General features: G+C 66.5%; 13 protein-coding genes. 11 read left to right on the top strand and 2 right to left on the bottom strand.

Annotation, left to right across the window (positions count from 1 at the left end; translation table 11 throughout):
* Nucleotides 1–358 precede the first annotated feature (358 nt).
* On the top strand, nt 359–808 hold the full coding sequence (locus tag ACP159_RS13555) for a hypothetical protein (RefSeq protein ID WP_425100265.1): 450 nt from the start codon (nt 359–361) through the stop codon (nt 806–808).
* Between the two features lie 347 nt (nt 809–1,155).
* Entirely contained in the window at nt 1,156–1,467 is a 312-nt protein-coding gene (locus ACP159_RS13550; RefSeq protein WP_425100264.1) for an ETC complex I subunit, read from the top strand.
* A gap of 103 nt (nt 1,468–1,570) precedes the next feature.
* Here ACP159_RS13550 and ACP159_RS13545 read toward each other — a convergent pair whose 3' ends face one another.
* A complete protein-coding gene (locus ACP159_RS13545; RefSeq protein ID WP_425100263.1) occupies nt 1,571–2,893 on the bottom strand; it encodes an RsmB/NOP family class I SAM-dependent RNA methyltransferase in 1,323 nt (440 codons plus the stop codon).
* 400 nt (nt 2,894–3,293) lie between these two features.
* On the opposite strand from ACP159_RS13545, the gene ACP159_RS13540 reads away from it, so the two are divergent.
* The 7 genes from ACP159_RS13540 to ACP159_RS13510 all read left to right on the top strand — a co-directional run bounded on the left by ACP159_RS13540 (nt 3,294) and on the right by ACP159_RS13510 (nt 14,224).
* Nucleotides 3,294–4,211, top strand: a complete 918-nt coding sequence (locus ACP159_RS13540; RefSeq protein WP_425100262.1) for an MYG1 family protein — start codon at nt 3,294–3,296, stop codon at nt 4,209–4,211.
* Nucleotides 4,212–4,214: 3 nt separating this feature from the next.
* On the top strand, nt 4,215–4,841 hold the full coding sequence (locus tag ACP159_RS13535; RefSeq protein ID WP_425100261.1) for an alpha/beta family hydrolase: 627 nt from the start codon (nt 4,215–4,217) through the stop codon (nt 4,839–4,841).
* A 162-nt stretch (nt 4,842–5,003) separates the two neighbouring features.
* Nucleotides 5,004–6,971, top strand: coding sequence for a 1,4-alpha-glucan branching protein GlgB (glgB, locus tag ACP159_RS13530; RefSeq protein WP_425100260.1), 1,968 nt, complete (start codon nt 5,004–5,006; stop codon nt 6,969–6,971).
* A 22-nt stretch (nt 6,972–6,993) separates the two neighbouring features.
* Nucleotides 6,994–8,250: a glucose-1-phosphate adenylyltransferase gene (gene glgC, locus ACP159_RS13525; RefSeq protein ID WP_425100259.1), complete on the top strand. Its 1,257-nt coding sequence runs from the start codon at nt 6,994–6,996 to the stop codon at nt 8,248–8,250.
* Nucleotides 8,247–9,671 (top strand): glycogen synthase GlgA, encoded by a 1,425-nt coding sequence (gene glgA / locus ACP159_RS13520; RefSeq protein WP_425100258.1) that lies wholly within the window; start codon nt 8,247–8,249, stop codon nt 9,669–9,671. The genes glgC and glgA overlap by 4 nt, the downstream gene beginning before the upstream one ends.
* A 4-nt stretch (nt 9,672–9,675) precedes the next feature.
* Nucleotides 9,676–11,757, top strand: coding sequence for a glycogen debranching protein GlgX (gene glgX, locus ACP159_RS13515; RefSeq protein ID WP_425100257.1), 2,082 nt, complete (start codon nt 9,676–9,678; stop codon nt 11,755–11,757).
* Between the two features lie 76 nt (nt 11,758–11,833).
* The gene (locus ACP159_RS13510) at nt 11,834–14,224 is read left to right on the top strand and encodes a glycogen/starch/alpha-glucan phosphorylase (RefSeq protein WP_425100256.1); all 2,391 of its coding nucleotides are present in this window, start codon (nt 11,834–11,836) and stop codon (nt 14,222–14,224) included.
* A gap of 493 nt (nt 14,225–14,717) precedes the next feature.
* Here ACP159_RS13510 and ACP159_RS13505 read toward each other — a convergent pair whose 3' ends face one another.
* Complete coding sequence (locus ACP159_RS13505; RefSeq protein ID WP_425100255.1) at nt 14,718–16,346, bottom strand: alpha-glucosidase; 1,629 nt, start codon at nt 16,344–16,346, stop codon at nt 14,718–14,720.
* A gap of 222 nt (nt 16,347–16,568) precedes the next feature.
* Between ACP159_RS13505 and ACP159_RS13500 the strand changes: the two genes are divergently transcribed.
* Nucleotides 16,569–16,976 (top strand): hypothetical protein, encoded by a 408-nt coding sequence (locus ACP159_RS13500; protein WP_425100254.1) that lies wholly within the window; start codon nt 16,569–16,571, stop codon nt 16,974–16,976.
* A gap of 595 nt (nt 16,977–17,571) precedes the next feature.
* Nucleotides 17,572–22,798: beta strand repeat-containing protein (locus ACP159_RS13495; protein ID WP_425100253.1), on the top strand; the 5,227-nt coding region annotated here is incomplete at its 3' end.

The following is a 22,798-nucleotide window of genomic DNA, read 5'->3' as shown; positions in this document are numbered from 1 at the left end:
GCCACTCATGACCCAAGGACGGGAGAGGCAGAGGCCGTGCGTCTGCAAGGACGTTCCCTTCGACCGATCCATCCGCTTGTCGCTCCCGGCGCCGGGAGAGTTGCGGGCGTTCAAGGCAGGTCCAGACCCCGGAATACAGCCGGAAAACAATCAATAGTTGATCACAGCCGAAGGGGCGGCAAACCGTGCATCGGGCGCATCCCCCTGCGGCGTTTGGTTCGGTTCCTGTTTCGTTGAACTGTGCTTCGCTGGCCACGCCGTGATCGTTTCACACTGATGACGTCGCGTAACACGTATAGCGTGTGACGCGAAACTGTGTCAGCTTGGGCGTTCCGGGGAAGCTGATCAGGGGATTGGCATGTCAGACAATACGGGTTTGCGGGATTTGGGCGATATCGCCGAAACCGGCGTTGGCCTGGATCTCGGTGTCCTGCCGAGTGGCAGGCGGTACGCCGTTCTGCGGCCCGTCGCCGAAATGGACCGGCGGTCCGTGCACGGCGCGTTGCGGCATCTTGCCGAGGCGCCGGGACTGGGTGCGCGGATGCCGACCCTGTGGGACTTCCGGGGATTCGACTTCGCGTCCTGCAATCTCGCCGTCTGCCGGCGCAACGTCATGGGACTGTCCGCGATCCCGGACCGGGCCGGGGCGCTGCGGGCCTGCCTTGTCGATTCGGAACTGGGGTATGGCGTCCTGCGCATGGTGCAGGAGGTGGTCGGCGGCTGCGGGGTCGACGATATCGAGAATTTCCACATCACCTATGCCATCGACGACGCGCTCGGATGGCTCGACAGCCGGTTGAACTCGTAAGGTTTTTACCCGGCCGGTCCAACGGGGTGCACCCCGTCCGGCAACAGTTTGTTCAGCATTTGGGCGGGAAACTGTTGCCATAAGAGGTATTCTGAATGTAGCTTTGATGGAGCAAGCAGGCGTGTCGTTCATTTCGATGCTGTGGACCCCTACCCCTCGTTCCTCGTGGATCCCGGCCACTACGCGCCTGCTTGCCGCCTGTCCTGTCTTGTAATGCCCGGGCCACGCGCGGCGGTATTGGTTCAATTGCCGCAGCATCGACGCTTGCCCCGGCCGCTCGAATCCCGGATAACCGCTGCGGATCATTGCGTTTCGGCCCTGCGCCGGGTCGTCCAAAGGAGATCGCCATGCGTGCACGGATTTATCAGCCTTCCAAGACCGCCATGTCCTCGGGGCAGGGCAAGACCCGGGTCTGGCTTCTGGAATTCGCCCCTGCAAGCGCCCGCGCGGTCGATCCGCTGATGGGCTGGACCTCCAGCAACGACACCCAGTCGCAGGTGCGCCTGCGCTTCGACAGCCGCGAAGCGGCCGAGGCCTATGCCAAGGAAAATGGCATCGACGCCCAGGTGTTCGAGCCGAACAAGCGGCGTCCGAACGTGCGTCCGCGCGGCTATGCCGAGAATTTCGCGGTGGATCGCAAGGGCGCCTGGACGCACTGATCGACCCGGCCGTCCCCCGGGGCGGCAAATCGGCTTGACGGGAAGGGTCCAAGAGGGGCGGGCGCTCTGAGCCGTCACCCCCGCGTACGTCAAATCACAAGGATCAGGTCGCGCTTGCCGTGGTCGTCTGCGTCTGGCGTTGCAGCACGGCGGCAAAGAAGCCGTCCGTATCGTGACGCGCCGGTGTCAGGGAGAGGTAGTCGGCATGGGCCGACGGAACCTCCAGCACCCCGGCCTGCCGCACCGGGATCACGCCGAACTCCGGATGCGCGGCAAGAAACGTCGCGACCTGCGCCTCGTTCTCTTCGGGCAGCAGCGAACACGTCGCATAGACGAGGCGGCCGCCTGGCCTGACGAGACGGGCGGCGCTGGCAAGGATCCGCGCCTGCAGGGACACGAGGGCGCCCAGTCCCTGATCCTCCTCCGGTCGCCAGCGGGCGTCGGGGTTGCGGCGCCAGGTGCCGGTTCCGCTGCATGGGGCGTCGACCAGAACGCGGTCATACCCGCCCTTGTGGCGCTTGACCCAACGGTCGGTTTCGCTCTCCAGGAGCCGCGTCTGGACATTGTGCAGCCCGGCCTTGCGCAGGCGCTCCGCGCAGCGTTTCAGGCGGCCCTCGCTCACGTCGCAGGCGACCAGATGCCCCTTGTTGTTCATCTGCGCGGCGATGGCGAGCGCCTTGCCGCCGGCCCCGGCGCAGAAGTCGACCACGCGGTCGCCGGGCTGGGCGTCGACCAGCAGCGCGACCAGTTGCGAGCCCTCGTCCTGCACTTCGACGGCGCCTTCCTTCAGTCCGGGCAGCCGGGTCAGCGAAAGCCGTTCGGACAGCCGGATGCCGTTTGGGGCGATCCGGGATGGCGCTGCGGGAAGGCCACGGTCGGCCATGTCACGGAGCACCGCCGCGCGGGTCGACTTGATCGTGTTGACGCGCAGGTCGAGCGGCGCGGGCGTCAACATCGCGGCCATTTCGGCGTCAAAGGCCTCGCCGAAGCGGCGCCGGAGCGGATCGGCGGCCCAGTCCGGGCATTCGAGGCGGATCTCTTCGGGCATGTCCGGATGGTCGGGGGTATGGCCCTTGAGCGCCTTCAGCAGCGCGGTTTCCCGGGCTGTCAGGGGCTGCGGTCCGGACGAGACGCCGCCAAACAGACGGTCCACCTTGTCCGGCGTCCGGCCTTCCCCCAGTACCAGCCAGGCCAGCAGTCGGCCGCGCGGCGTATCGGCGACGCCCTGCCGGTTCAGCCACCAGCCAAGCCGGGCGCGGTGGCGCAGGGTCTGGTCGAGCAGAGCCAGCACCGCGCCCCGATCCCGGTCGTCCATCCTGCGCCGGGATCGCAGCCAGCCAGACACCACGGAATCCGCCGGACGCGGATCACGGTCGACGGCGTCCATGAGGTCGAGGGCGGCATTCAGGCGGGCGGATGGGGTCACGATGAGACGGTCGGCTTCGAGCGGGTGCGGGTTGGACGTGTGCAGGGCCTTGGACTGCCGGTTCCGGGGAGCGCCGGGGCCACAGCGGCCCGACGGGTTTACTGGTCGCGTCCGGCTTTGGAAACCGGCATTTTGGCCTTTGAACGCAGAAAGTCCTTCTCCGCCCCGGGCTGACCCGCGCCACGAGCCGCTCCGCACATGGCCGCCCGCTTTCCGTAACGGGATGACTCAAAAAAGCGCAGCGTTGTTGGTTGCCATCGTGCGGCCTTCGGCACTAAATTTCATGCTAGGTGCACGCGGGATCCGCGGTCGGGCCGGGTTCTGACCGGCGCGGGCCCGCGACGTGGCTGAGGGGCCGCTTGCGTTCACCAAAGGAGCCGACAACCAGAGTGCCACACGCATGACCATCACCCATCTCGTCACCCATTCCGGGGGCTTTCATGCGGATGAACTCCTGTCCACCGTGATCCTGACGCTGCTGTATCCGCAGGCGGTTCTGGTGCGCAGCCGGGAGGAGGACTGGATCACGCCCGCGCCGGGGCGGATCGTCTATGACGTTGGCCGGGTCTACGATCCGGACGCGCACATCTTCGACCACCACCAGCGCCCGAATCCCTTGAGGGCCAGCGGGGAGCCGTTCAGTTCCTTCGGACTGATCTGGAAACATTTCGGCATGGATTACCTGCGGGCTACGGGCGTGGCGGAGGCGGACAGTGCTGCGGTTCACAGCCGCTTCGACCTCGATTTCGTGCTGCCGGTCGACCTGCTGGACAATGGCGCGATCGAGCCATCCGTCGCCGGGCCGCTGTCGGGGCTGTCGCTGCCCTTGCTTCTGGAGGCGATGAAACCCTCGTTCGACGATCGCGGCGCGGAGGCGGACGACCGGGCCTTCGACGCGGCGCTCGGCGTGGCGCGCAGTCTCGTGGAGGCGGTGGTCCGGGGGATGGCCGACAAGCGACGGGCCGAGGCCATGGTGTCCGAGGCAATCCGCGCCACCGGCGACAATCGGGTGCTCGAATTGCCGATGGGCATGCCATTCCGCCGCGGGATCGAGCGGGCGGGTGCGGACCATATCCTCTTCGTGGTGCATCCGCGTGACAAGGACTGGGCGCTGACCACCATCCGCAAGAGCGGCGACACCTTCCAGAGCCGCGCCGACCTGCCCGAGGCCTGGGCCGGGCTGACCGACCGGGCGCTCGAACAGGTTTCGGGCGTGGCGGGCGCGAAGTTCTGCCACAACGCGCGGTTCATCGCGGTCGCGTCGTCGCGCGAGGCGATTCTGCGACTGGCCGAGATGGCCGTGGCGGCGGCGGAGTAGCGCGTGGATTTCCTGCGCGATGGCACAGGCACCGGGCCACTGGTGCTGCTCGCTCATGGTGCCGGGGCGGCGATGGACACCGTCTTCATGACCGGCATCGCGCGGGGGCTGGCGGCAGAGGGGCTGCGCGTGGCGCGGTTCGAGTTCGCCTACATGGCGGCGCGGCGGACCGGGGGGCCGAAGCGGCCGCCGCCCAAGATCACGCTGCTGCAGGACGAGTTCCGCGACGCCGTTCAGGCGCTGGCCGGTGAGGGGCCGCTGATCATCGGCGGCAAGAGCATGGGTGGCCGCGTGGCCAGCCTGATTGCCGACCCCTTGTTTGCGGAGGGGGCGATCCGCGGGGTGCTCTGCCTCGGTTACCCGTTCCATCCGACCGGAAAACCGGAAAAGCTGCGCACCGAGCACCTGGCCGCGATGACCTGCCCGACGCTGATCTGCCAGGGCACCCGCGATCCTTTCGGTACGCGGGATGAGGTGGACGGCTATGCCCTGTCGGACCGGATCACGCTGCATTGGCTGCAGGATGGAGACCACGATTTCCGCCCGCGCCGGACGGTGACGGGGCAGGCTCAGGCCGATCTCCTGACCGAGGCCGCCGGGGCGGTGGCGCGATGGGCCGGGATGCTCTGACGAAGTTGCGCTTCTGTTGAATCGCGTGACTTTGGGCGTTTGTCCTCTAGTGTGGTGTCAAAGAGCACAGATGCGGGCCGAGCTGGCGCGCGGCCGATTTCCCGGTTGTGCAAACTTGCGTTTGCGCTAACATTCGCGAAACGGTCAAACGGGGGAGTGGATATGGCAGCGAAGAAGACCACACCGAAGGCCGGGGCGGCAGCCGCGCCGACGACTCCTGAAAAACCGGGCTTTGGGCCGATTCTGACAGAGTTCGACCAATACCTGATGGGCGAGGGCACCCACCGCGAGTTGTGGCGGGCGCTGGGCGCGCATGTCCGCGAGCACGGAGGCGTCCGGGGCGTCCATTTCGCTGTCTGGGCGCCAAATGCGCAGCGGGTGGCGGTTGTGGGCGACTTCAACGCCTGGGATGGCCGGGTGAACGAGATGGCCCGCGTCGGCGCGACCGGCGCCTGGGAGGTCTTCGTGCCCGGCGTGGGCGAGGGGGCGCTCTACAAGTACGAGGTGCAGGGCGCGGACGGCGGCTTGCGGCTGAAGGCCGACCCGGTGGGCTTCGGCTCGCAGCATCCGCCGGAGAAGGCGTCTGTCGTGCGGGACATTGCCGGCTACGGCTGGAGCGATGCGGCCTGGATGGAGACGCGGAAAGCGCGGGGCGCACGCGATGCGGCGGTGTCGATCTACGAGGTGCATCTCGGCTCCTGGCGGCGGCGCTGGGACGAGGCGGGCCGCCCGCTGAGCTACAAGGAACTGGCGAAGGACCTGATCGGATACGTCAGGCACATGGGCTTCACCCATATCGAGCTGCTGCCGGTCTCGGAGTTTCCCTTTGACGGATCATGGGGTTATCAGCCCGTGGGCCTGTTCGCCCCGACCATCCGCTTCGGTCCGCCGCATGAGTTCCGCGACCTGATCGAGGCGGCGCATGAGGCGGACATCGGCGTGCTGCTCGACTGGGTGCCGGGGCATTTCCCGACGGATGAGCACGGCCTTGCCCGCTTCGACGGCACCGCGCTTTATGAGCATCAGGACCCGCGCGAGGGCTTCCATCAGGACTGGAATACGCTGATCTACAACTACGGGCGCACCGAGGTGAAGAATTACCTCGTCGCCAACGCCCTGTACTGGCTGGAGGAATACCACGTCGACGGGCTGCGGGTGGATGCGGTGGCCTCCATGCTCTACCGCGACTATTCCCGGCCCGAGGGCCAGTGGATTCCCAACAAGGACGGCGGGCGCGAGAATTACGAGGCGATTGATTTCCTCAAGGAAATGAACGTCGCCGTCTACGGGGCCTTTCCCGACGCCATGACCGTGGCGGAGGAGAGCACCTCCTTCCCCGGCGTCTCGCGGCCGGTGAACTTCGGCGGGCTGGGCTTCGGCTACAAGTGGAACATGGGCTGGATGAACGACACGCTCAGCTACATGCACCGCGATCCGGTGCACCGGAAGTACCATCAGGACAACATGACCTTCGGCATCCACTATGCCTTCTCCGAGAACTTCATCCTGCCGATCAGCCATGACGAGGTGGTGCACGGCAAGGGCTCGATGCTGGAGAAGATGCCGGGGGGCGAGGACGAGAAATTCGCCAACCTGCGGGCCTATTACGGCTTCATGTGGACCCATCCGGGCAAGAAGCTGCTGTTCATGGGCTGCGAATTCGCCCAGCCGGAAGAATGGAACCACAATGGCGAGCTGAACTGGCACGCGGCGGAGCAGCCGCGTCATGCGGGCGTCCAGCGGCTCGTGCGCGATCTGAACACACTCTATCGCGGCACGCCTGCGCTGCATGTGAACGACTGCCAGCCCGAGGGCTTCGAATGGCTGAACGGCGATCCGCAGCAATCGACCCTTGGCTACATCCGCTTCGGGCGCAGCGGTGACGCGCCGGTGGTGGTGATGTGCAACTTCACGCCGGTGATGCGCGAAGGCTTCCGCATCGGCGTGCCGCGGGCCGGGCATTGGGAGGAGGTTCTGAACACCGACTCCGAGATCTACGGCGGCGGCAACCGCGGCAACCTCGGCGGCGTGGCGAGCACGGACGAGCCCTGTGACGGCAAGGCGCACTCGGTCAGCCTGACCCTGCCGCCGCTGTCGGTGGTGGTGCTGCGCCTGCGCACGGACAACTGAATTCTGGGAGGAAGGGAAATCCATGGAAACCAAGAGACTGACTCAGCGTTCGATGTGCTTTGTCCTCGCCGGCGGACGGGGCAGCCGTCTGAAGGAACTGACCGACCGGCGCGTGAAACCGGCGGTCTATTTCGGCGGCAAGACGCGCATCATCGACTTTGCCCTGTCCAACGCGATGAATTCCGGAATCCGCCGCATGGCGATCGCGACGCAGTACAAGGCGCACAGTCTGATCCGCCACGTCCAGCGCGGCTGGAACTTCTTCCGGGCGGAGCGCAACGAGTTTCTCGACGTGCTGCCCGCCTCGCAGCGCTCCGGGACCGAGAACTGGTACATGGGCACGGCGGATGCGGTGACGCAGAACATCGACATCGTCGACAGCTATGGCGTCGACTACGTCATCATTCTCGCGGGCGACCACATCTACAAGATGGACTACGAGATCATGCTGCGCCAGCACGTGGAGACGAACGCCGATGTCACCATCGGCTGCCTGACCGTGCCGCGCATGGAAGCGGTGGCCTTCGGGGTGATGGCGACGGATGACACGGGGCGGATCACCTCTTTCCTTGAAAAGCCGAAGGACCCGCCCGCGACGCCGGAGGACCCGGACAAGGCGCTGGCTTCGATGGGAATCTACGTCTTCAAGTGGTCCTTCCTGCGCGATCTGCTCATCAAGGATGCGGAGGACACCAACTCCAGCCATGACTTCGGCAACGACCTGATCCCGGACATCGTGAAGAACGGCAAGGCCATGGCGCATCGCTTTGACGAGAGCTGCGTGCGGGACGAGGATGCACCGGCCTACTGGAAGGACGTCGGCACCGTCGACGCCTTCTGGGAGAGCAACATCGACCTGACCGATTTCACGCCGGACCTGAACCTCTGGGACAAGAACTGGCCGATCTGGACCTACTCCGAGAGCGTCCCGCCCGCGAAGTTCATCCATGACGAACGCGACCGGCGCGGCATGGCGATTTCCTCCATGGTCTCCGGCGGCTGCATCATTTCCGGCACGGAAGTGCGCAACTCCGTTCTGTTCACCAACGTGCACACCAACAGTTACGCCGTGCTCGATCACGCGGTGGTGCTGCCGCGCGTGGTGGTCAACCGCTCGGCGCGGCTGCGGCAGGTGGTGATCGACAGCGGCGTGGTGATCCCGGAAGGGCTGGTCGTCGGGGAGGACCCGGCCGAAGATGCAAAGTGGTTCCGCGTCACCGAGCGCGGGACGACGCTGATCACGCAGGACATGCTGGACAGGAGAGACGCAAGCCTATGAGCCGTATCCTTTCCGTCGCTTCCGAAGCCGTCCCGCTGGTCAAGACCGGCGGGCTGGCGGATGTCGTGGGTGCCCTGCCGGAGGCGTTGCAGCCGCTCGGCGACGAGATGGTCACGCTGCTGCCGGGCTACCCCGGGGTGATCGGAAAGCTGAAGAAGAGCGAGGAGGCCGCCCGCTGGGACGACCTCTTCGGCGGGCCGGGCCGGCTCCTCCGGGCGAAGGCGGCGGGTCTCGACGTTCTGGTCGTCGAGGCCGCGCATCTCTACGAACGCGAGGGCGGGCCGTACCTGACGCCGCAAGGCCAGGACTGGCCGGACAACCCGGAGCGCTTCGCGGCGCTGTGCTGGGTCGCCGCCGAGATCGCGGCGGGCCGGGCCGGGGGCTGGGTGCCGGAGGTGATCCACGGCCATGACTGGCAGGCCGGGCTGGTGCCGGAATACCTGGTCGCGGCGGGCTGCCGGGTGCCGTTCGTCTTCACGGTGCACAACATCGCCTTTCACGGCAATGTCGAGGCGGCACGCATGGGATCGCTGCGGCTCGACAGCTGGCGCTTCACCCCGGACCACTACGAATTCTGGGGGCAGATCTCGGCCCTGAAGGCCGGGCTCATGGGGGCGAGCCGGATCACGACCGTCTCGCAGACCTACGCGCAGGAGCTTTTGACCGAAGAGTTCGGCATCGGCATGGACGGCGTTCTGCGCGGCCGTCAGGCGGTGCTGAGCGGCATCGTCAACGGCATCGACACCGGCGTCTGGAACCCGGAAACCGATCCCGAAATCAAGCCGTACAAGACACCGAAGGGCAAGGCGGCGAACAAGGCTGCGCTGCGGGCGGAATTCGATCTGCCCGATGCCACCGGCCCGCTGTGCATCCTCGTCTCCCGGCTGACGCAGCAGAAGGGCATCGACCTGCTGTTGGAGGCGCTGCCGCGCCTTCTGGACCGGGGCGGGCAACTGGCGCTGCTCGGCTCCGGCGATCCGGCGCTGGAGGCGGCGGTCCGGGATGCGGCGGCGGCGCATGTGAATGTCGGCGTCCGGATCGGCTATGACGAGGGCTTGTCGCACCGGATGATGGCGGGCGCGGACGCGATCCTCGTGCCGTCCCGCTTCGAACCTTGCGGGCTGACTCAGCTTTACGGGCTGCGCTACGGCACCCTGCCGGTCGTCGCGCTGACCGGCGGCCTCGCGGATACGGTGATCAACGCCAGCCCCGCCGCGCTGGCGCGAAACGTCGCCACCGGCCTGCAATTCTTTCCGATAAATGCCCATGCCTTGGGCAATGCCCTCTCCCGCCTGTGCGATCTCTATGCACAACCGAAGATTTTTGCTGCAATGCAGCGAAATGCGATGAAACAGCCGGTGGGTTGGGGAACCTCGGCCGAGGCTTATCATTCCCTTTACGCGGATGTGTTAACGGGCTGAGATCATGGCAGGCAATTTCCCGATCAGCGCCGGGCGGCCCTATCCGCTCGGCGCGACGTTTGATGGCGACGGCGTGAACTTCGCCGTCTTCTCGGAACATGCAACGAAGGTTGTGCTCTGCCTGTTCAACGACCGCGGGCAGGAGGTGCAGAACGTCACCCTGCCGGAGCGGCAGGGCCACGTCTGGCACGGCTACATCTCCGGCATGCGGCCCGGGCAGCAATACGGCTATCGCATCCACGGACCCTACAAGCCGGAGGAGGGGCACCGCTTCAACCCGTACAAGCTGCTGATCGACCCCTACGCCAAGCGGCTCACCGGCCATCCGAAATGGAACGACGCCCTGTTCGGCTACGACGTGAAGGACACGGCGGGGGACCTGAGTTTCGACAAGCGCGACAGCGCGCCCTACATGCCCCGCTCCATCGTCGTCGATCCGGCCTTCACCTGGGGCAACACGCCCGCCCCGCAAAGGCCCTGGGACGAGACGATCCTCTACGAGGCGCATGTCAAGGGGCTGACCCGCATGCGCAAGGACGTCCCGAACGCGGGCACCTACCTCGCCATGGCCTCCGATCCGATGCTCGACCATCTGACGAAGCTCGGGGTCACGGCCATCGAGCTCCTGCCGGTGCAGGCCTTCGTCAACGACAAGTTTCTCGTCGACAAGGGGCTGACGAATTACTGGGGCTACATGACCTACGGGTTCTTCGCCCCGGACCCGCGCTACATGCAGAACGGCGAGATCGCCGAGTTCCAGCAGATGGTGGCGCGGTTCCACAGCGCCGGGATCGAGGTCATTCTCGACGTGGTCTACAACCACACCGCCGAAGGCGACGAAAAAGGCCCGACGCTGGCGTTCCGGGGGTTGGATAACGCGAGCTATTACCGGCTGGCCGAAGACAGACGGTATTACATCAACGACACGGGTTGCGGGAATACGCTCGATTTCGACAACCCCTTTACCCTGCGGCTGGTGACGGACAGCCTGCGTTACTGGGTCGAGACGATGCATGTCGACGGCTTCCGCTTCGATCTGTGTTCGACGCTTGGGCGCACGAATGGCGCCTTCGACCGTGACGGGCCGTTCCTGCGTGCGGTGCGGCAGGACCCGGTGCTGAACCGGGTGAAGCTGATCGCGGAGCCCTGGGACATCGGCCCCGGCGGCTACCAGCTTGGCGCCTATCCCGCGCCCTTCGCCGAGTGGAACGACACCTTCCGCGACGATGTGCGCCGGTTCTGGCGCGGCGATGACGGCATGGTCTCGGGCATGGCGGCGCGGCTCTCCGGCTCGGCGCAGTTTTTCGACCATGACGGGCGGGCGGCGACGTCCTCGGTCAACTTCCTGACCGCCCATGACGGCTTCACGCTGATGGATACCGTCAGCTACGCGGAAAAGCACAACGAGGCCAACGGCGAGGACAACCGCGACGGCCATTCGGAGAACTTCTCGGACAACATGGGTGAGGAGGGGCCATCGGACGATCCGAAGATCGCCGCCGCCCGCACCCGCCGCCGCCGCAACATGATCGCCACGATGATGCTCAGCCAGGGCACGCCGATGCTGCTCGCCGGGGACGAATTCGGCAACACCCAGAACGGCAACAACAACGCCTATTGCCAGGACAGCGAGATCGGCTGGATCGACTGGGAGGGCGCGGACAAGGCGTTCTTTGCCTTCTGCGCGAAGGCCATCGCCTTCCGAAAGGCGCATCCGATCCTGCACCAGCGCCGCTTCCTGCATTCCCGCTCGCGCCTGATCGACGGCGCGCCGGACCTGTTCTGGCGCAAGCCGGACGGCACGGCGATGACCCAGAGCGACTGGGACAATCCCAAGGGGCGACTGGTCATGGCGGAACTCAGGATGGCCTCCGGAACCCCGGAGTACGTGGAGCGCGAGGGCGCGCTGATGGTGGTGCTGAACCGCGGCGCGGCGGTGGAGGTGAGCCTGCCCGACCCGCCGAAAGGCCAGCACTGGCGCCGGCGCTTCGACACCGCCGAGGAGGCCGTTGTCGGCGACTTCGACGGATGCCTGATCGCCGAAGAGGCGGTTGTGGTTTTCGTGCTCGAGGAAAAGCCTGCCTGATGCCCGCGACTTTGACAGCGCCGCGCCGCTGCCCTAATCCGATAGCGACCCTTGATAACGATAACGGTGCCAAGCCATGAACGCCTTGACCAACATGTCCGCCGAAATGCTGCGGGCCCGGATCATCCAGCACCTGACCTACACGATGGGCAAGGACAAGGAGCACGCCAGCACCTACGACTGGCGCATGGCCGTCAGCTACACGGTGCGCGACATGATCGTGGACGGCTGGTTCGAGGCAACGCGGCGGACGTATGAGCAGAAGGGCAAGCGGGTCTATTATCTGTCGATGGAGTTCCTGATCGGACGGATCCTGGAGGACGCGGTCATCAATCTGGGCCTGCATGAGCGCATCGAGGCGGTGCTGAAGGCCGAGGGCGTGAGCCTGATGGACGTGGTCGAGGACGAGCCGGACGCGGCGCTCGGCAATGGCGGCCTCGGTCGGCTGGCGGCCTGTTTCCTCGAAAGCCTCTCGACTCTGGGCTGCCCGGCCTTCGGCTATGGCATCCGCTACGAGCACGGCCTGTTCCGGCAAAGGTTCGAGGGCGGGCGTCAGGTGGAGACGCCGGAGGACTGGCTGAACCAGACCCATCCGTGGGAGTTCGACCGCCCGGAATCCGCCTACACCGTGCCGTTCAAGGGCTCGGTCGAGGTCAAGGACGGGCGTGCGGTCTGGAACCCGGGCGAGACGGTGATCGCGCGGGCCTACGACACGCCGCAGGTCGGCTGGAAAGGCGCCTGGGCGAACACGCTGCGGCTCTGGGGGGCGCATCCGACCGAATTGTTCGATCTGGAGCGCTTCAACCACGGCGATCACACGGCGGCGGCTGCCCCGGAGGCCCTGGCGCGGACCCTGTCGCGGGTGCTTTACCCAGAGGACACCACCGAAAGCGGCAAGGAGTTGCGGCTCAAGCAGGAGTATTTCCTGACTTCGGCGGCCCTCCAGGACATTCTGCGCCGGTTCCTCAGCGAGTACGACGATCTGGACATGCTGCCGCAGAAGGTCGCGATCCAGATGAACGACACCCACCCGGCGCTGGCGGGGCCGGAGCTGATCCGCCTGCTGGTGGACAAGCACGACGTGGCCTGGGCGCGGGCGAAACGGCTGGCGCAGGGGTGCCTGAACTACACCAACCACACGCTGTTGCCCGAGGCGCTGGAAACCTGGTCGACCTGGCTCATGGGCCGGGTGCTGCCGCGCCACATGCAGATCATCGAGCGCATCGACGCGGAGCATCAGGCGGCGACGAACTGCGGCCCGGACCTGCGCATCGTCCACCACGACCAGGTGCACATGGGCACGCTGGCCTTTGTCATGGCGTCCCACGTCAACGGCGTCTCGGCGCTGCACAGCGACCTGATGAAGACCACGGTCTTTGCCGAACTCCACAAGGCCTACCCCGGGCGCATCCTCAACCAGACCAACGGCGTCACGCCGCGGCGCTGGCTCAAGCTGTCGAACCCGGCTCTGAGCGCGGTCATTACGGAGGCGGTGGGCGAGGGCTGGGAGAATGATCTCGACCGGCTGGCCGGGCTGCGCGACAAGGACGGCCCCGAGCTGCGCACCGCGCTCCGCGCGGCGAAGCGCGTCAACAAGGTGGCGTTTTCCAACTGGGTCAAGGAGAGCATGGGCCTTTCCATCGACCCGGACGCCATGTTCGACGTACAGGTCAAGCGGGTCCACGAGTACAAGCGGCAACTGCTGAACGTCTTCGAGACGATTGCCCGCTGGAACGCCATCCGCAAGAACCCGAACGCGGGCTGGGTGCCGCGCGTCAAGGTCTTCGGCGGCAAGGCGGCGCCCGGCTATTTCGCGGCCAAGACGATCATCCGCCTGATCAACGATGTCGCGAAGGTGGTGAACAACGATCCGGTGACGCGGGACTACCTCAAGGTGGTCTATCCGGCGAATTACAACGTCTCAATGGCGCAGCGGCTGATGCCCGCCGCGGATCTGTCGGAACAGATTTCGACCGCGGGCAAGGAGGCCTCCGGCACCGGCAACATGAAGTTCACCATGAACGGTGCGCTGACCATCGGCACGCTGGACGGGGCGAACGTGGAGATCCGCGAGCACGTGGGGGCGCCGAACTTCTTCCTGTTCGGGATGACGGCGGAGGAGGTTCTGGCGCGGTATCGGGTGGCGGATCACGCCCGCAAGGCGATCCTGCAGTCGCAGGATTTGCAGGACGTTCTGCAAATGCTGGCCGAAGGGCGGTTCAACCCGGAAGAAGTCGGGCGCTACCACGGGTTGCTGGATTCGACATGGAACCACGACCCGTTCCTCGTGGCCTCGGATTTCGTGTCTTACGGCGAATGCCAGACCTATGTGGACCGCGTCTATGCCGATCCGGACCGCTGGGACGGCATGGTGGTGCAGAACATCGCCGGGTCCGGTTTCTTCTCGTCGGACCGGACGATCCGCGGCTACATGGATCAGGTCTGGGGCGCGAAGAGTTTGCTTTGAAACCGGAACAGTCGGCGCTGTTTCTGCTCTTCGGGGGGCCATGAGGTCCCGGATCAGGTCCGGGACTGCGCCGCGCCTGTCCGGCACGCGGGGCTGGACAAGGCCACTTTGCACGCCATGGCGCCGCGCTATCGCACACCGCCCGGCAAGGCCCCGATTTCTTGAAAAGAAATCGGACCGGACTCTTTGCAAGAGTCCGGCGCCACCGGTCACCGGGCGCTCAAGCAAGATGTTGTTAACCGATGCGCGGCACTGTCACCCCCGGTACCGATGAAGACAAACGGATCTCCCTGCGCGGCCCTTTGGCAAGGCCAGGGCAGGGCCAGCCCTTCGGGGCTGTTCGATCTGATCAGGCGAACAGGGCCGGGACTGACACCCCGGCACAGGCTTTCCGTGACTGGCGGCCGCCGATCTTCACCTTGAAGACAGCATGAGGCACCGCAGAAGACCCGTCCGGCAGACCGCCGTGGCGGGCCTTCCGCGTGGCATCCGGTCAGGTCCGGGGTGCCTCCTCGGCAATCTCTAGCGTCCCGTCGCTTTCCACATAGGCATAGCCATTACCCGGCAGGGTGAGCATGCCCTCCGCCAGGAAGGCATCGCACGGCCCGGTCAATTGCCCCTCTCCCGTCACCGCCAGCGTCACCGGCTCCAGCCCGAGGTTGAACACGCAGGTCAGCGTCTGTTCCGTGGCGCGGCGGTGGAAGGCCAGCACCGGTTCGGGCAGGTCGATGAACTCGGTCTTGCCCCGGCTCAGCGCGGCGCTCGCCTTGCGGAAGGCGATCACCCCCTTGTAGAACGCGAGAATGCCGTCGTTGCCCTGCGCGTCCACGGCCTTTGCAGCCTGCGGTTCCTTGACCGGCAGCCAGGGTTTCACCTTCGAGAACCCGGCGTTCGGCGCGTCCTTTTCCCAGACCATCGGCGTGCGGCAGCCGTCCCGGCCCTTCACCGCGGGCCAGAAACGCAGGGCAGGGGGATCGGTCAGCTCCTCGTAGACCAGCTCGGTCTCCGTCTGCCCGAGTTCCTCGCCCTGGTAGATGCCGATGGTGCCCTCGAAGCTCATCAGCATGGCGCAGGTCAGCCGGGCCATGTCCTCCTCCGACACCGCATGGGCAGACCAGCGGCTGACCTGCCGGGGCACGTCGTGGTTGGAGAAGGACCAGTAGGGATGGCCATCCGGCGCACCCTTCTGGAAGCCCTCGATGCAGGAGCGGAAATGCGCGGCGGACCAGTCCGGGCCAAGCATGGCGAAACTGTAGGCCATGTGCAGGCGCGTGTTTCCCGCCGTGTACTCCCCCATGATCTCGATGGAGCGCCCGCCCATCTCGCCGACCTCGCCGACCATCATGATGTCGTCGTAGTGGTCGGTCAGCGCCCGCAGCTTTTCCAGGAAGCCGAGGTTCTCGGGGCGGGTCTTGTTGTAGAGGTTCTTCTGCATCCCGTAGAGGTCCGTCGCCATGACCTGCGGGCGGGTCTGCGCCGGGGGATTGGAGCGCAGCTTCTGGTCGTGGAAGTAGTAGTTCACCGTATCGAGGCGGAAGCCGTCGAGCCCGCGGTCCAGCCAGAACTTGCAGGTGCGCAGGATCTCCTCGACCACGGCGGGGTTGTGGAAATTCAGGTCCGGCTGGGCAATCAGGAAATGGTGCAGGTAGTACTGCCCGCGCTGCGGCTCGAACTCCCAGGCCGGGCCACCGAAATGGCTGTGCCAGTTGGTCGGCGGGCTGCCGTCGGGCTTGGGATCGGCCCAGACGTACCAGTCGGCGTAATCGCCCTCCCGGCTCTTGCGGCTCTCCCTGAACCACGGATGCAGGTCGGAGGTGTGCGAAAGCACCTGGTCGACGATGACTTTCAGCCCCAGCCCGTGGGCCGTGTCGATCATCTCGTCGAAATCCTCCATCGTGCCGAACAGCGGGTCGATGGCGCAGTAATCGGAGACGTCATAGCCCATGTCCTTCTGCGGCGAGGCGAAGATCGGCGAGAGCCAGATGCAATCCGCGCCGAGGTCGGCCACGTGGGGCAGGCGGCGGGTGATCCCCCGAAGATCGCCGACCCCGTCGCCGTTGTCGTCCTGATAGGAGCGGGGATAGATCTGGTAGATGATCGCGTCGCGCCACCATTCGGTCATGGGCAAGTCCTTTGCTGTTTCGATCCACTCTAGAGGTGATAGCGCAAACGAAAAGGGGGCACGGCACGCGCGGGCACGGTTTTCCGCACGGCGGCACCCCGCCGCTTGACCACGTGCCAAAGATTTTGTGTTTTGCGGAAGGCCGGGTTTTCTGGTTTCAATGTGTTGGCGTCGATCCCGGAGCCGACGCCGCAGGACCTACGGATTTCAAGGAGCTGAATTATGCGTTTTCTCTCGATGCTGGCCGCTGCCAGCCTGGCCTTTGCCGGTGCAGCCCATGCCGCCGAGCCCGATCCGGTGCAGCAGCACAACTCCAACGCGGTCTGGTTCGAGAACTGGATCGGCCTGAGCAACGCCACCATGGTGGTTGCCGCACCGAACGGCCGGATCAGCCAGGTGCGCGCGGACAGCGGCACGCCGGTGTACGAACTGACCCGCGGCGATGTGCAGGACGGCGTCTATCGCTACGAACTGCGTGCGGCCACCGAAGAGGACATCGAGATCGTCAACCCGATCGACAATGGCCGGGGCGAGATGCAGACCACGATGAAGAAACCCTTCTACATGACCGGCCATTTCGTGGTGTCGCGCGGCGTCATCATCACGCCCGAAGAGGTGAAGGAAGAGTAACACGGTCGCGGCGATCCGCGCCCGGCAAGACCGAAGATGACCCGCGCCGGGGGTCTTCGCCCGGCGCGTCCCGGTGCGATCCGCAGGACCGGGCCGCAGGCCGGTCCTGCGCGGTTCTGCGCCGGGTATCGTGGCCGGAAGATTCGGGGCAACGGTGCCGGATCGCTCCGCCTCAATCCGTAAACAATCCATTAAACTGACGAGACGGCGCCGAATTTTTTCCGGCCCGTTGCAATCGCCGACGGGGCGTGATGACGCCCGCCGGCGGCGGACACGGGCGCCCAGACAGGCTTTATGACGTCTCGGCCTTCGGGAAGTGCCCCAACGCACGCAGAAAATCCGGGAGCGCCCCGGACTGTCCCATCCGTCCGGGGTACCCTGGCGGGCCATCGGCGGACGCCATTTCCCACACTGACCTGTGACCGGGATCACATCTGCCGCGCAACTGCGCCACAGTTCCCCAGAAATCTGCGTCATGACCCAAGACGGGTTTTTCCTGTCAACGGGTTGCCCCTAGGGTGGCCGACAAAACCAGCGGTGTGCCCGGAATCCGGGCAGAATCGCGTCGACAAGAAAATTGACTTCGGGACACCCCATGACCAGCACGCTGCGCCGCTCTCTCGTTCTTTGCCTTGCCTGCGTTTTCCCCTCGTTCGCCCAGTCCCAGGTCTCTCCGGATTTCGACTTCACGCCGCAATTCTCGCCAAGCAGCCTCGTGTCCAACGCGCAGGGCTCCCTGACGCTGACCTTCACCGACAGCACGTCGTCCGGGCCGATCACCGACATCGCGACCAACGCGACCCTTCCGACCAACGTCGAGGTCGGCGCGGGCGGCACCGTGTCGAGCTGTTTCGGCGCAACGATCACCGCTGTCGAAGGCGCGGGCACGATAGCCGTGACTGATGTATCCATCGGCAGGTCGCAAAGCTGCCAGATCTCGATTCCCGTCCTCGCCGGGACGATTTCAAGCTCCAGCACCGAGACCGTCTCCTTCCCGTACTCCTCGGCCAGCGGAACCCACCCGGCGGAATCCGCGAACCTGACGCTGAGCGTGCCGCCGTTCACGGTCACCAAGAGCCTGTCGCTTGCCTCCATGGACCCGGGCAGCGTGTCGCGGGTGACCTATACGCTCACCGCACCGGCCTCCGGTTTCCAGCCCGTGAGCATCACCGAATCCCTGCCCACCGGCGTGGTGATCGCCTCTTCGCCGAACATCCAGACCGACTGCCGGTTCAACGCCGCTCCGCAGATTACCACGGTTTCGGCTACGCCCGGCGGATCGTCGGCTGTCATGCAGAGCGGGTATCTGGAAGCGGGCGAGCCCGACTGCACCTTTTCCTTCGACGTGACATCGAATGCCCCCGGCGTCTATGCCCTCACCGGCAGCGGCAGCGCCGGCACCTTCGTCAAGACGCTGACGGTCAACAATCTGCCGGTCGGCTCCGTCGGTCTGCAGAAATCCTTTGCGGTGACCCAGGCCGGACCGGGCGAGACCGTGAACCTGTCCTTCACCCTGCGCAACACGACCCGGGGGTCCGATGCCACCGCGGTGACCTTCTCGGACAACCTGTCGACCATGCTGGCCGGGTCGAGCTTCGGCTCCGGCCTGCCCGCATCGCCCTGCGGGGCGGGATCGGCGCTGGCGCGGTCCACGACATCCTCGTCCAATGACACGCTGACCCTGACCGGAGGCGCGCTCGGCGCCGAAGCCTCCTGCCAGTTCACCGTGCCCGTGGTGCTTCCGTCGAGTATCGGCAGCGCGCAGACCGTCCTGAACCAGACCTCCGCGGTGACCGGCCTGCTGGACGGCTCCGGCTTCACCGGCAACCAGGCGAGCACGACGCTGTTCGTCCTCGCCGACGACGGGCTGCCGCCGGTCCTGAGCAAGGTCTACGACGGTGATACCGGCACCTCCGGCAATCAACCCGTCGCCCCGGGCGACAACGTCCAGGTCACCTACACCATCCAGAACCCCAACACCGGGGCGGCGTTGTCCGGCATTGCCTTCATCGACGGGCTGATCGAACCGTCCGGGATGATTCCGAATACCGGATCCCTTTCCAATTCCTGCGGCGGTACGTTTGCCTACAGTGTGGCCGACAGCCTCGCCTCTCTTACGGGTGGCAGCCTCGCCGCCGGCGCGACCTGCACCATCAGCCTGCCGTTCAGCGTTCCGTCCGGCACGGCGGCAGGCGATTATACCTACACCACGGGCACGATCAGCGCGACGGTCGGCAGCAGCACCGTGTCGGGCAGCGGTGCGACGGCCACGGTGACCGTCATCGGCGGGGCCAACGTGGATGTGTCGAAGGGCTTCGCCGTCGATACGGTCGCCGCCGGCTCCACCGCAACCGTGGTGCTGGCGCTCCAGAACCGCGCCGAGAGCCCGTCCGACGCGACCGGCGTGACGGTTTCGGACGATCTCGACGCCTTCATCAGCGGCGCAACGATCTCCGGCGCGCCGCTCGGCAGTTGCGGGGCGACCCTTGGCGGCACCGCCTCCAACCCGACGTTCACCGTCGCGTCGCTGCCGATTGGCGCTCGCTGCGAGATCCAGTTCGACGTGAACATCCCATCGGGGGCCAATGGCACCTTCACCAACACCACCAGCACCGTGACCGGCACCGCAGGCGGACAGCCGGTCGCCGGAACGGCAGCCTCTGCAAGCCTGACGGTCCTGCCTGCCGCGCCGCTCGAGACCACCGTGGCGTTCATTCCGGACACGGTCCTTCCGGGCCGCAGCTACATCGCGCGCTACACGCTGAACAACCCGTCGGCCTTCGAATACTCATCCATCGGCTTCAACCACGGCATGATCTCGGGAAGCACCGTCAGCAGCAGCCTGCCCACCGACTTCTGCGGCACCGGCAGCAGCTACACACCGGCCGGGTCGCTTTTCGTGGTTTCGAACCTGACCGTAGCCGCAGGCGGAAGCTGCACCTTCGACGTGGTGGTGACGACATCGTCCTCGTCCGGCGAAACCGCCTATACCCTGACAAGTTCGAACGTCACGGCGACGGTCTCGACGCAGACCGTCACGCTCCCGAAGATGTCGGCGCAGGTGATCCTGCAGCGCAACTGGCTGGACCTGACGCGCAGCTACGGCCTTGCCCAGCTGCAGGCAGGCCAGACCCAGACGGTCACCTACACGATCACCAACAGGCTCGACGAAGCGGTGAGCGGACTGGCCTTCATCGAATCCACCGGCAGTTACCCGGCGGGCTCGACCCTCTCCGGCACCCCGGCCACGACCTGCGGCGGCAGCCTCGGCGCCGGTATGCCGGTCAGCCTCACGGGCGGAGCGCTTGGCGCCGGGGCCAGCTGCACCGTGACCGCCAGTTTCGACCTGCCGGTGTCGGCGCCCTCCGGCGTCTACACCGCGTCCGGCAACGCACCGGGGGCGTCTACCGCAACCGACAGCTTCTCGGTGACCGGCACCGCGACAACCGCCCAGTTCAGCGTGCAGCCCTTCTCCCTGCCGACGTTCTCCGTCGCCTACGAGCCGAACGTGGGCCTCGGCCTCGATCTCGGGGTGACCTTCACGCTCACCAACACCGACGCGGCTGCCACGATCACCGACCTGCAGTTCACCAACGATTTCGCCTCGGTCCTGAGCGGCGCGACCATTGCCTCCGGCACGCTGGCCAGCACCTGCGGCAGTGCTGTGCTCAACGGAGAAGGCACCGGCAGCCTGACAGCCTCCGCGCTGTCGGTCCCGCCGTCCGCCTCCTGCACCGTCACGCTGGATCTGTCTGTTCCGTCCGGCGCCACACCCGGCAGCTACACGATGACGAGCAGCATCCTGGGGGCCAATGGCGAAACCCTCGCCAGCCCGGCCAGCGGCAGCTTCACCGTCGAGCCGAACCCCGGCTTCTCCGCCGCCTTCGCCCCGGCAAGCGTGGTGCAGGGCGCGGTGTCCACGCTGACCTACACGCTCGACAACAGCGGCGCGACGGTGGCGGCGACAAATGCCGCGTTCTCCGGCACGTTGGAGTCCTCGCTGCTGGTGGCGACGCCCGCCAATGCCTCGACCACCTGTACCGGCGGCACGCTGACGGCATCGGGCAGCACCTACAGCTACTCCGGCGGCACCGTCGCCGCGGGCGGCAGCTGTACCGTGCAATTCGACGTCGTGACCTCGTCGATCGGCAACAAGTCGCAGGTAAGCGGCGCGCTGGCATCCAGCCTGGGCGACAGTGGCACCGCCACCGCAAGCCTGCTGGTGTCCTCCGCGCCGGTGCCGACCTTCGGCAAGGCCTTCGCTTCCTCCAGCATCCCGGCGGGCGGCGCGACGACCATGACGCTGACCGTCAACAACGCGGCGGCCCTCGTGGCGGCGACCTCGCTGGACGTGACCGACAACCTGCCGGCCGGCATGACCGTCGCCAGCCCGGCCAACGCGGCAACGACCTGCACCGGCGGCACGCTGACGGCCATTCCGGGCTCCGGAACCGTCTCCTACACCGGCGGCACCGTGGCCGCATCGAGCGTCTGTACGGTCACGGTCGATGTCACGCTGTCCTCGGCGGGCAGCTACGCGAACACCACCGGGGCATTGACCTCTTCGCTCGGCAACTCCGGCACGGCCAGCGCCACGCTCAGCCAACCCGGCATCGCGATCACCACACCGATTGCCGGGGACAACATCGTGAACGGCGCGGAAGCCGGCTCGGTGAACGTCTCGGGCAACACCTTTTCGGTGGAGAACGGCCGGACCGTGACCGTGACGGCCACGGACGGATCGAGCGGCACGGCCAGCAACACGGTGGCGGTCAGCGGCGGCACGTTCAGCCTTGTGCTCGACATGAGCGGTCTCGCGGACGGTCCGGTGAGCATCGCGGCGAGCGTGAGCGACACCAACGGCTCGGCGGCCACCGCGATCCCGGCCAGCGTGACCAAGGACACCACACCGCCCACCGGGCAGACCGTGGCCTTCGACCCCGCCGCCGTTGCCATCGCCAACCAGGCATCGGTCGACTTCACCCTGACGGGTGGCGAAATCGGCGCGGTCTTCAGCTACCAGATCACCGACAGCGGCGCAGGGCTCGTGTCCGGCGGGCCGGTGACCATAACGGCCGCTCCGCAACAGGTGACCGGCCTCGATCTGAGCGCATTGGCGGACGGGACATTGACCGTCAGCGTGGTTCTGACGGACACGAACGGCAACGCGGCTCCGGCCGTGACCGACACGATCGAAAAGGATACCGCGGCGCCGGTGCTGCAGTTCGACAGCCCCCTGGCGGGGGATGATGTGGTGAACGCGGCGGAGGCCGGGGCGGTGACGCTCTCGGGCACGGTGACCGGGGCGGAGGATGGTTTGCAGGTGCTGCTCGACATCACCGCCGGCGGCACGACTTTCTCGGGGATTCCGGCGGTGGTGAGCGGCGGGGTGTGGAGCGTGGTCTTCGACTTCTCCGTGCTGGCGGACGGGGCGGTGAGCCTGACGGCGGATGTAACGGACCTGGCGGGCAATGCGGCGGCGCAGGTCTCGGCTTCGCTGACCAAGGACACGGTGGCGCCCGCGGGCTACGCGGTGGCCTTCGATTTGGACCCGGTGAACGGGAGCAACGCCACGGCGGCGGGCTTCAGCTTCAGCGGCGCGGAGATCGGCGCGGGCTATGCCTTTGCCATAAGCTCGGACGGCGGCGGCACCCCGGTGACGGGGACCGGCACGATCGCCACGGCGACGGACAGCGTGACCGGCCTCGACCTGAGCGGGCTTTCCGACGGCACGCTGACGGTCTCGGTGGTGCTGACCGACCCGGCGGGCAACGCCGGGACGGCGGCGACGGACACGGCGGTGAAGGACGTGGCGGCGCCGG

Source organism: Tropicibacter sp. S64 (assembly GCF_049803835.1).
GTDB lineage: Bacteria > Pseudomonadota > Alphaproteobacteria > Rhodobacterales > Rhodobacteraceae > Pacificoceanicola.
The sequence above is the reverse complement of the archived record's forward strand: the minus strand, read 5'-3'. Positions and strand labels throughout refer to the sequence as shown.

Excerpts from the sequence above, each read along its gene's own strand:
- ACP159_RS13555 (WP_425100265.1), top strand. The coding sequence starts at position 359 with ATGTCAGACAATACGGGTTTGCGGGATTTGGGCGATATCGCCGAAACC.
- ACP159_RS13550 (WP_425100264.1), top strand. The coding sequence starts at position 1,156 with ATGCGTGCACGGATTTATCAGCCTTCCAAGACCGCCATGTCCTCGGGG.
- ACP159_RS13540 (WP_425100262.1), top strand. The coding sequence starts at position 3,294 with ATGACCATCACCCATCTCGTCACCCATTCCGGGGGCTTTCATGCGGAT.
- glgB (WP_425100260.1), top strand. The coding sequence starts at position 5,004 with ATGGCAGCGAAGAAGACCACACCGAAGGCCGGGGCGGCAGCCGCGCCG.
- glgC (WP_425100259.1), top strand. The coding sequence starts at position 6,994 with ATGGAAACCAAGAGACTGACTCAGCGTTCGATGTGCTTTGTCCTCGCC.
- glgA (WP_425100258.1), top strand. The coding sequence starts at position 8,247 with ATGAGCCGTATCCTTTCCGTCGCTTCCGAAGCCGTCCCGCTGGTCAAG.
- glgX (WP_425100257.1), top strand. The coding sequence starts at position 9,676 with ATGGCAGGCAATTTCCCGATCAGCGCCGGGCGGCCCTATCCGCTCGGC.
- ACP159_RS13510 (WP_425100256.1), top strand. The coding sequence starts at position 11,834 with ATGAACGCCTTGACCAACATGTCCGCCGAAATGCTGCGGGCCCGGATC.
- ACP159_RS13505 (WP_425100255.1), bottom strand. The coding sequence starts at position 16,346 with ATGACCGAATGGTGGCGCGACGCGATCATCTACCAGATCTATCCCCGC.
- ACP159_RS13500 (WP_425100254.1), top strand. The coding sequence starts at position 16,569 with ATGCGTTTTCTCTCGATGCTGGCCGCTGCCAGCCTGGCCTTTGCCGGT.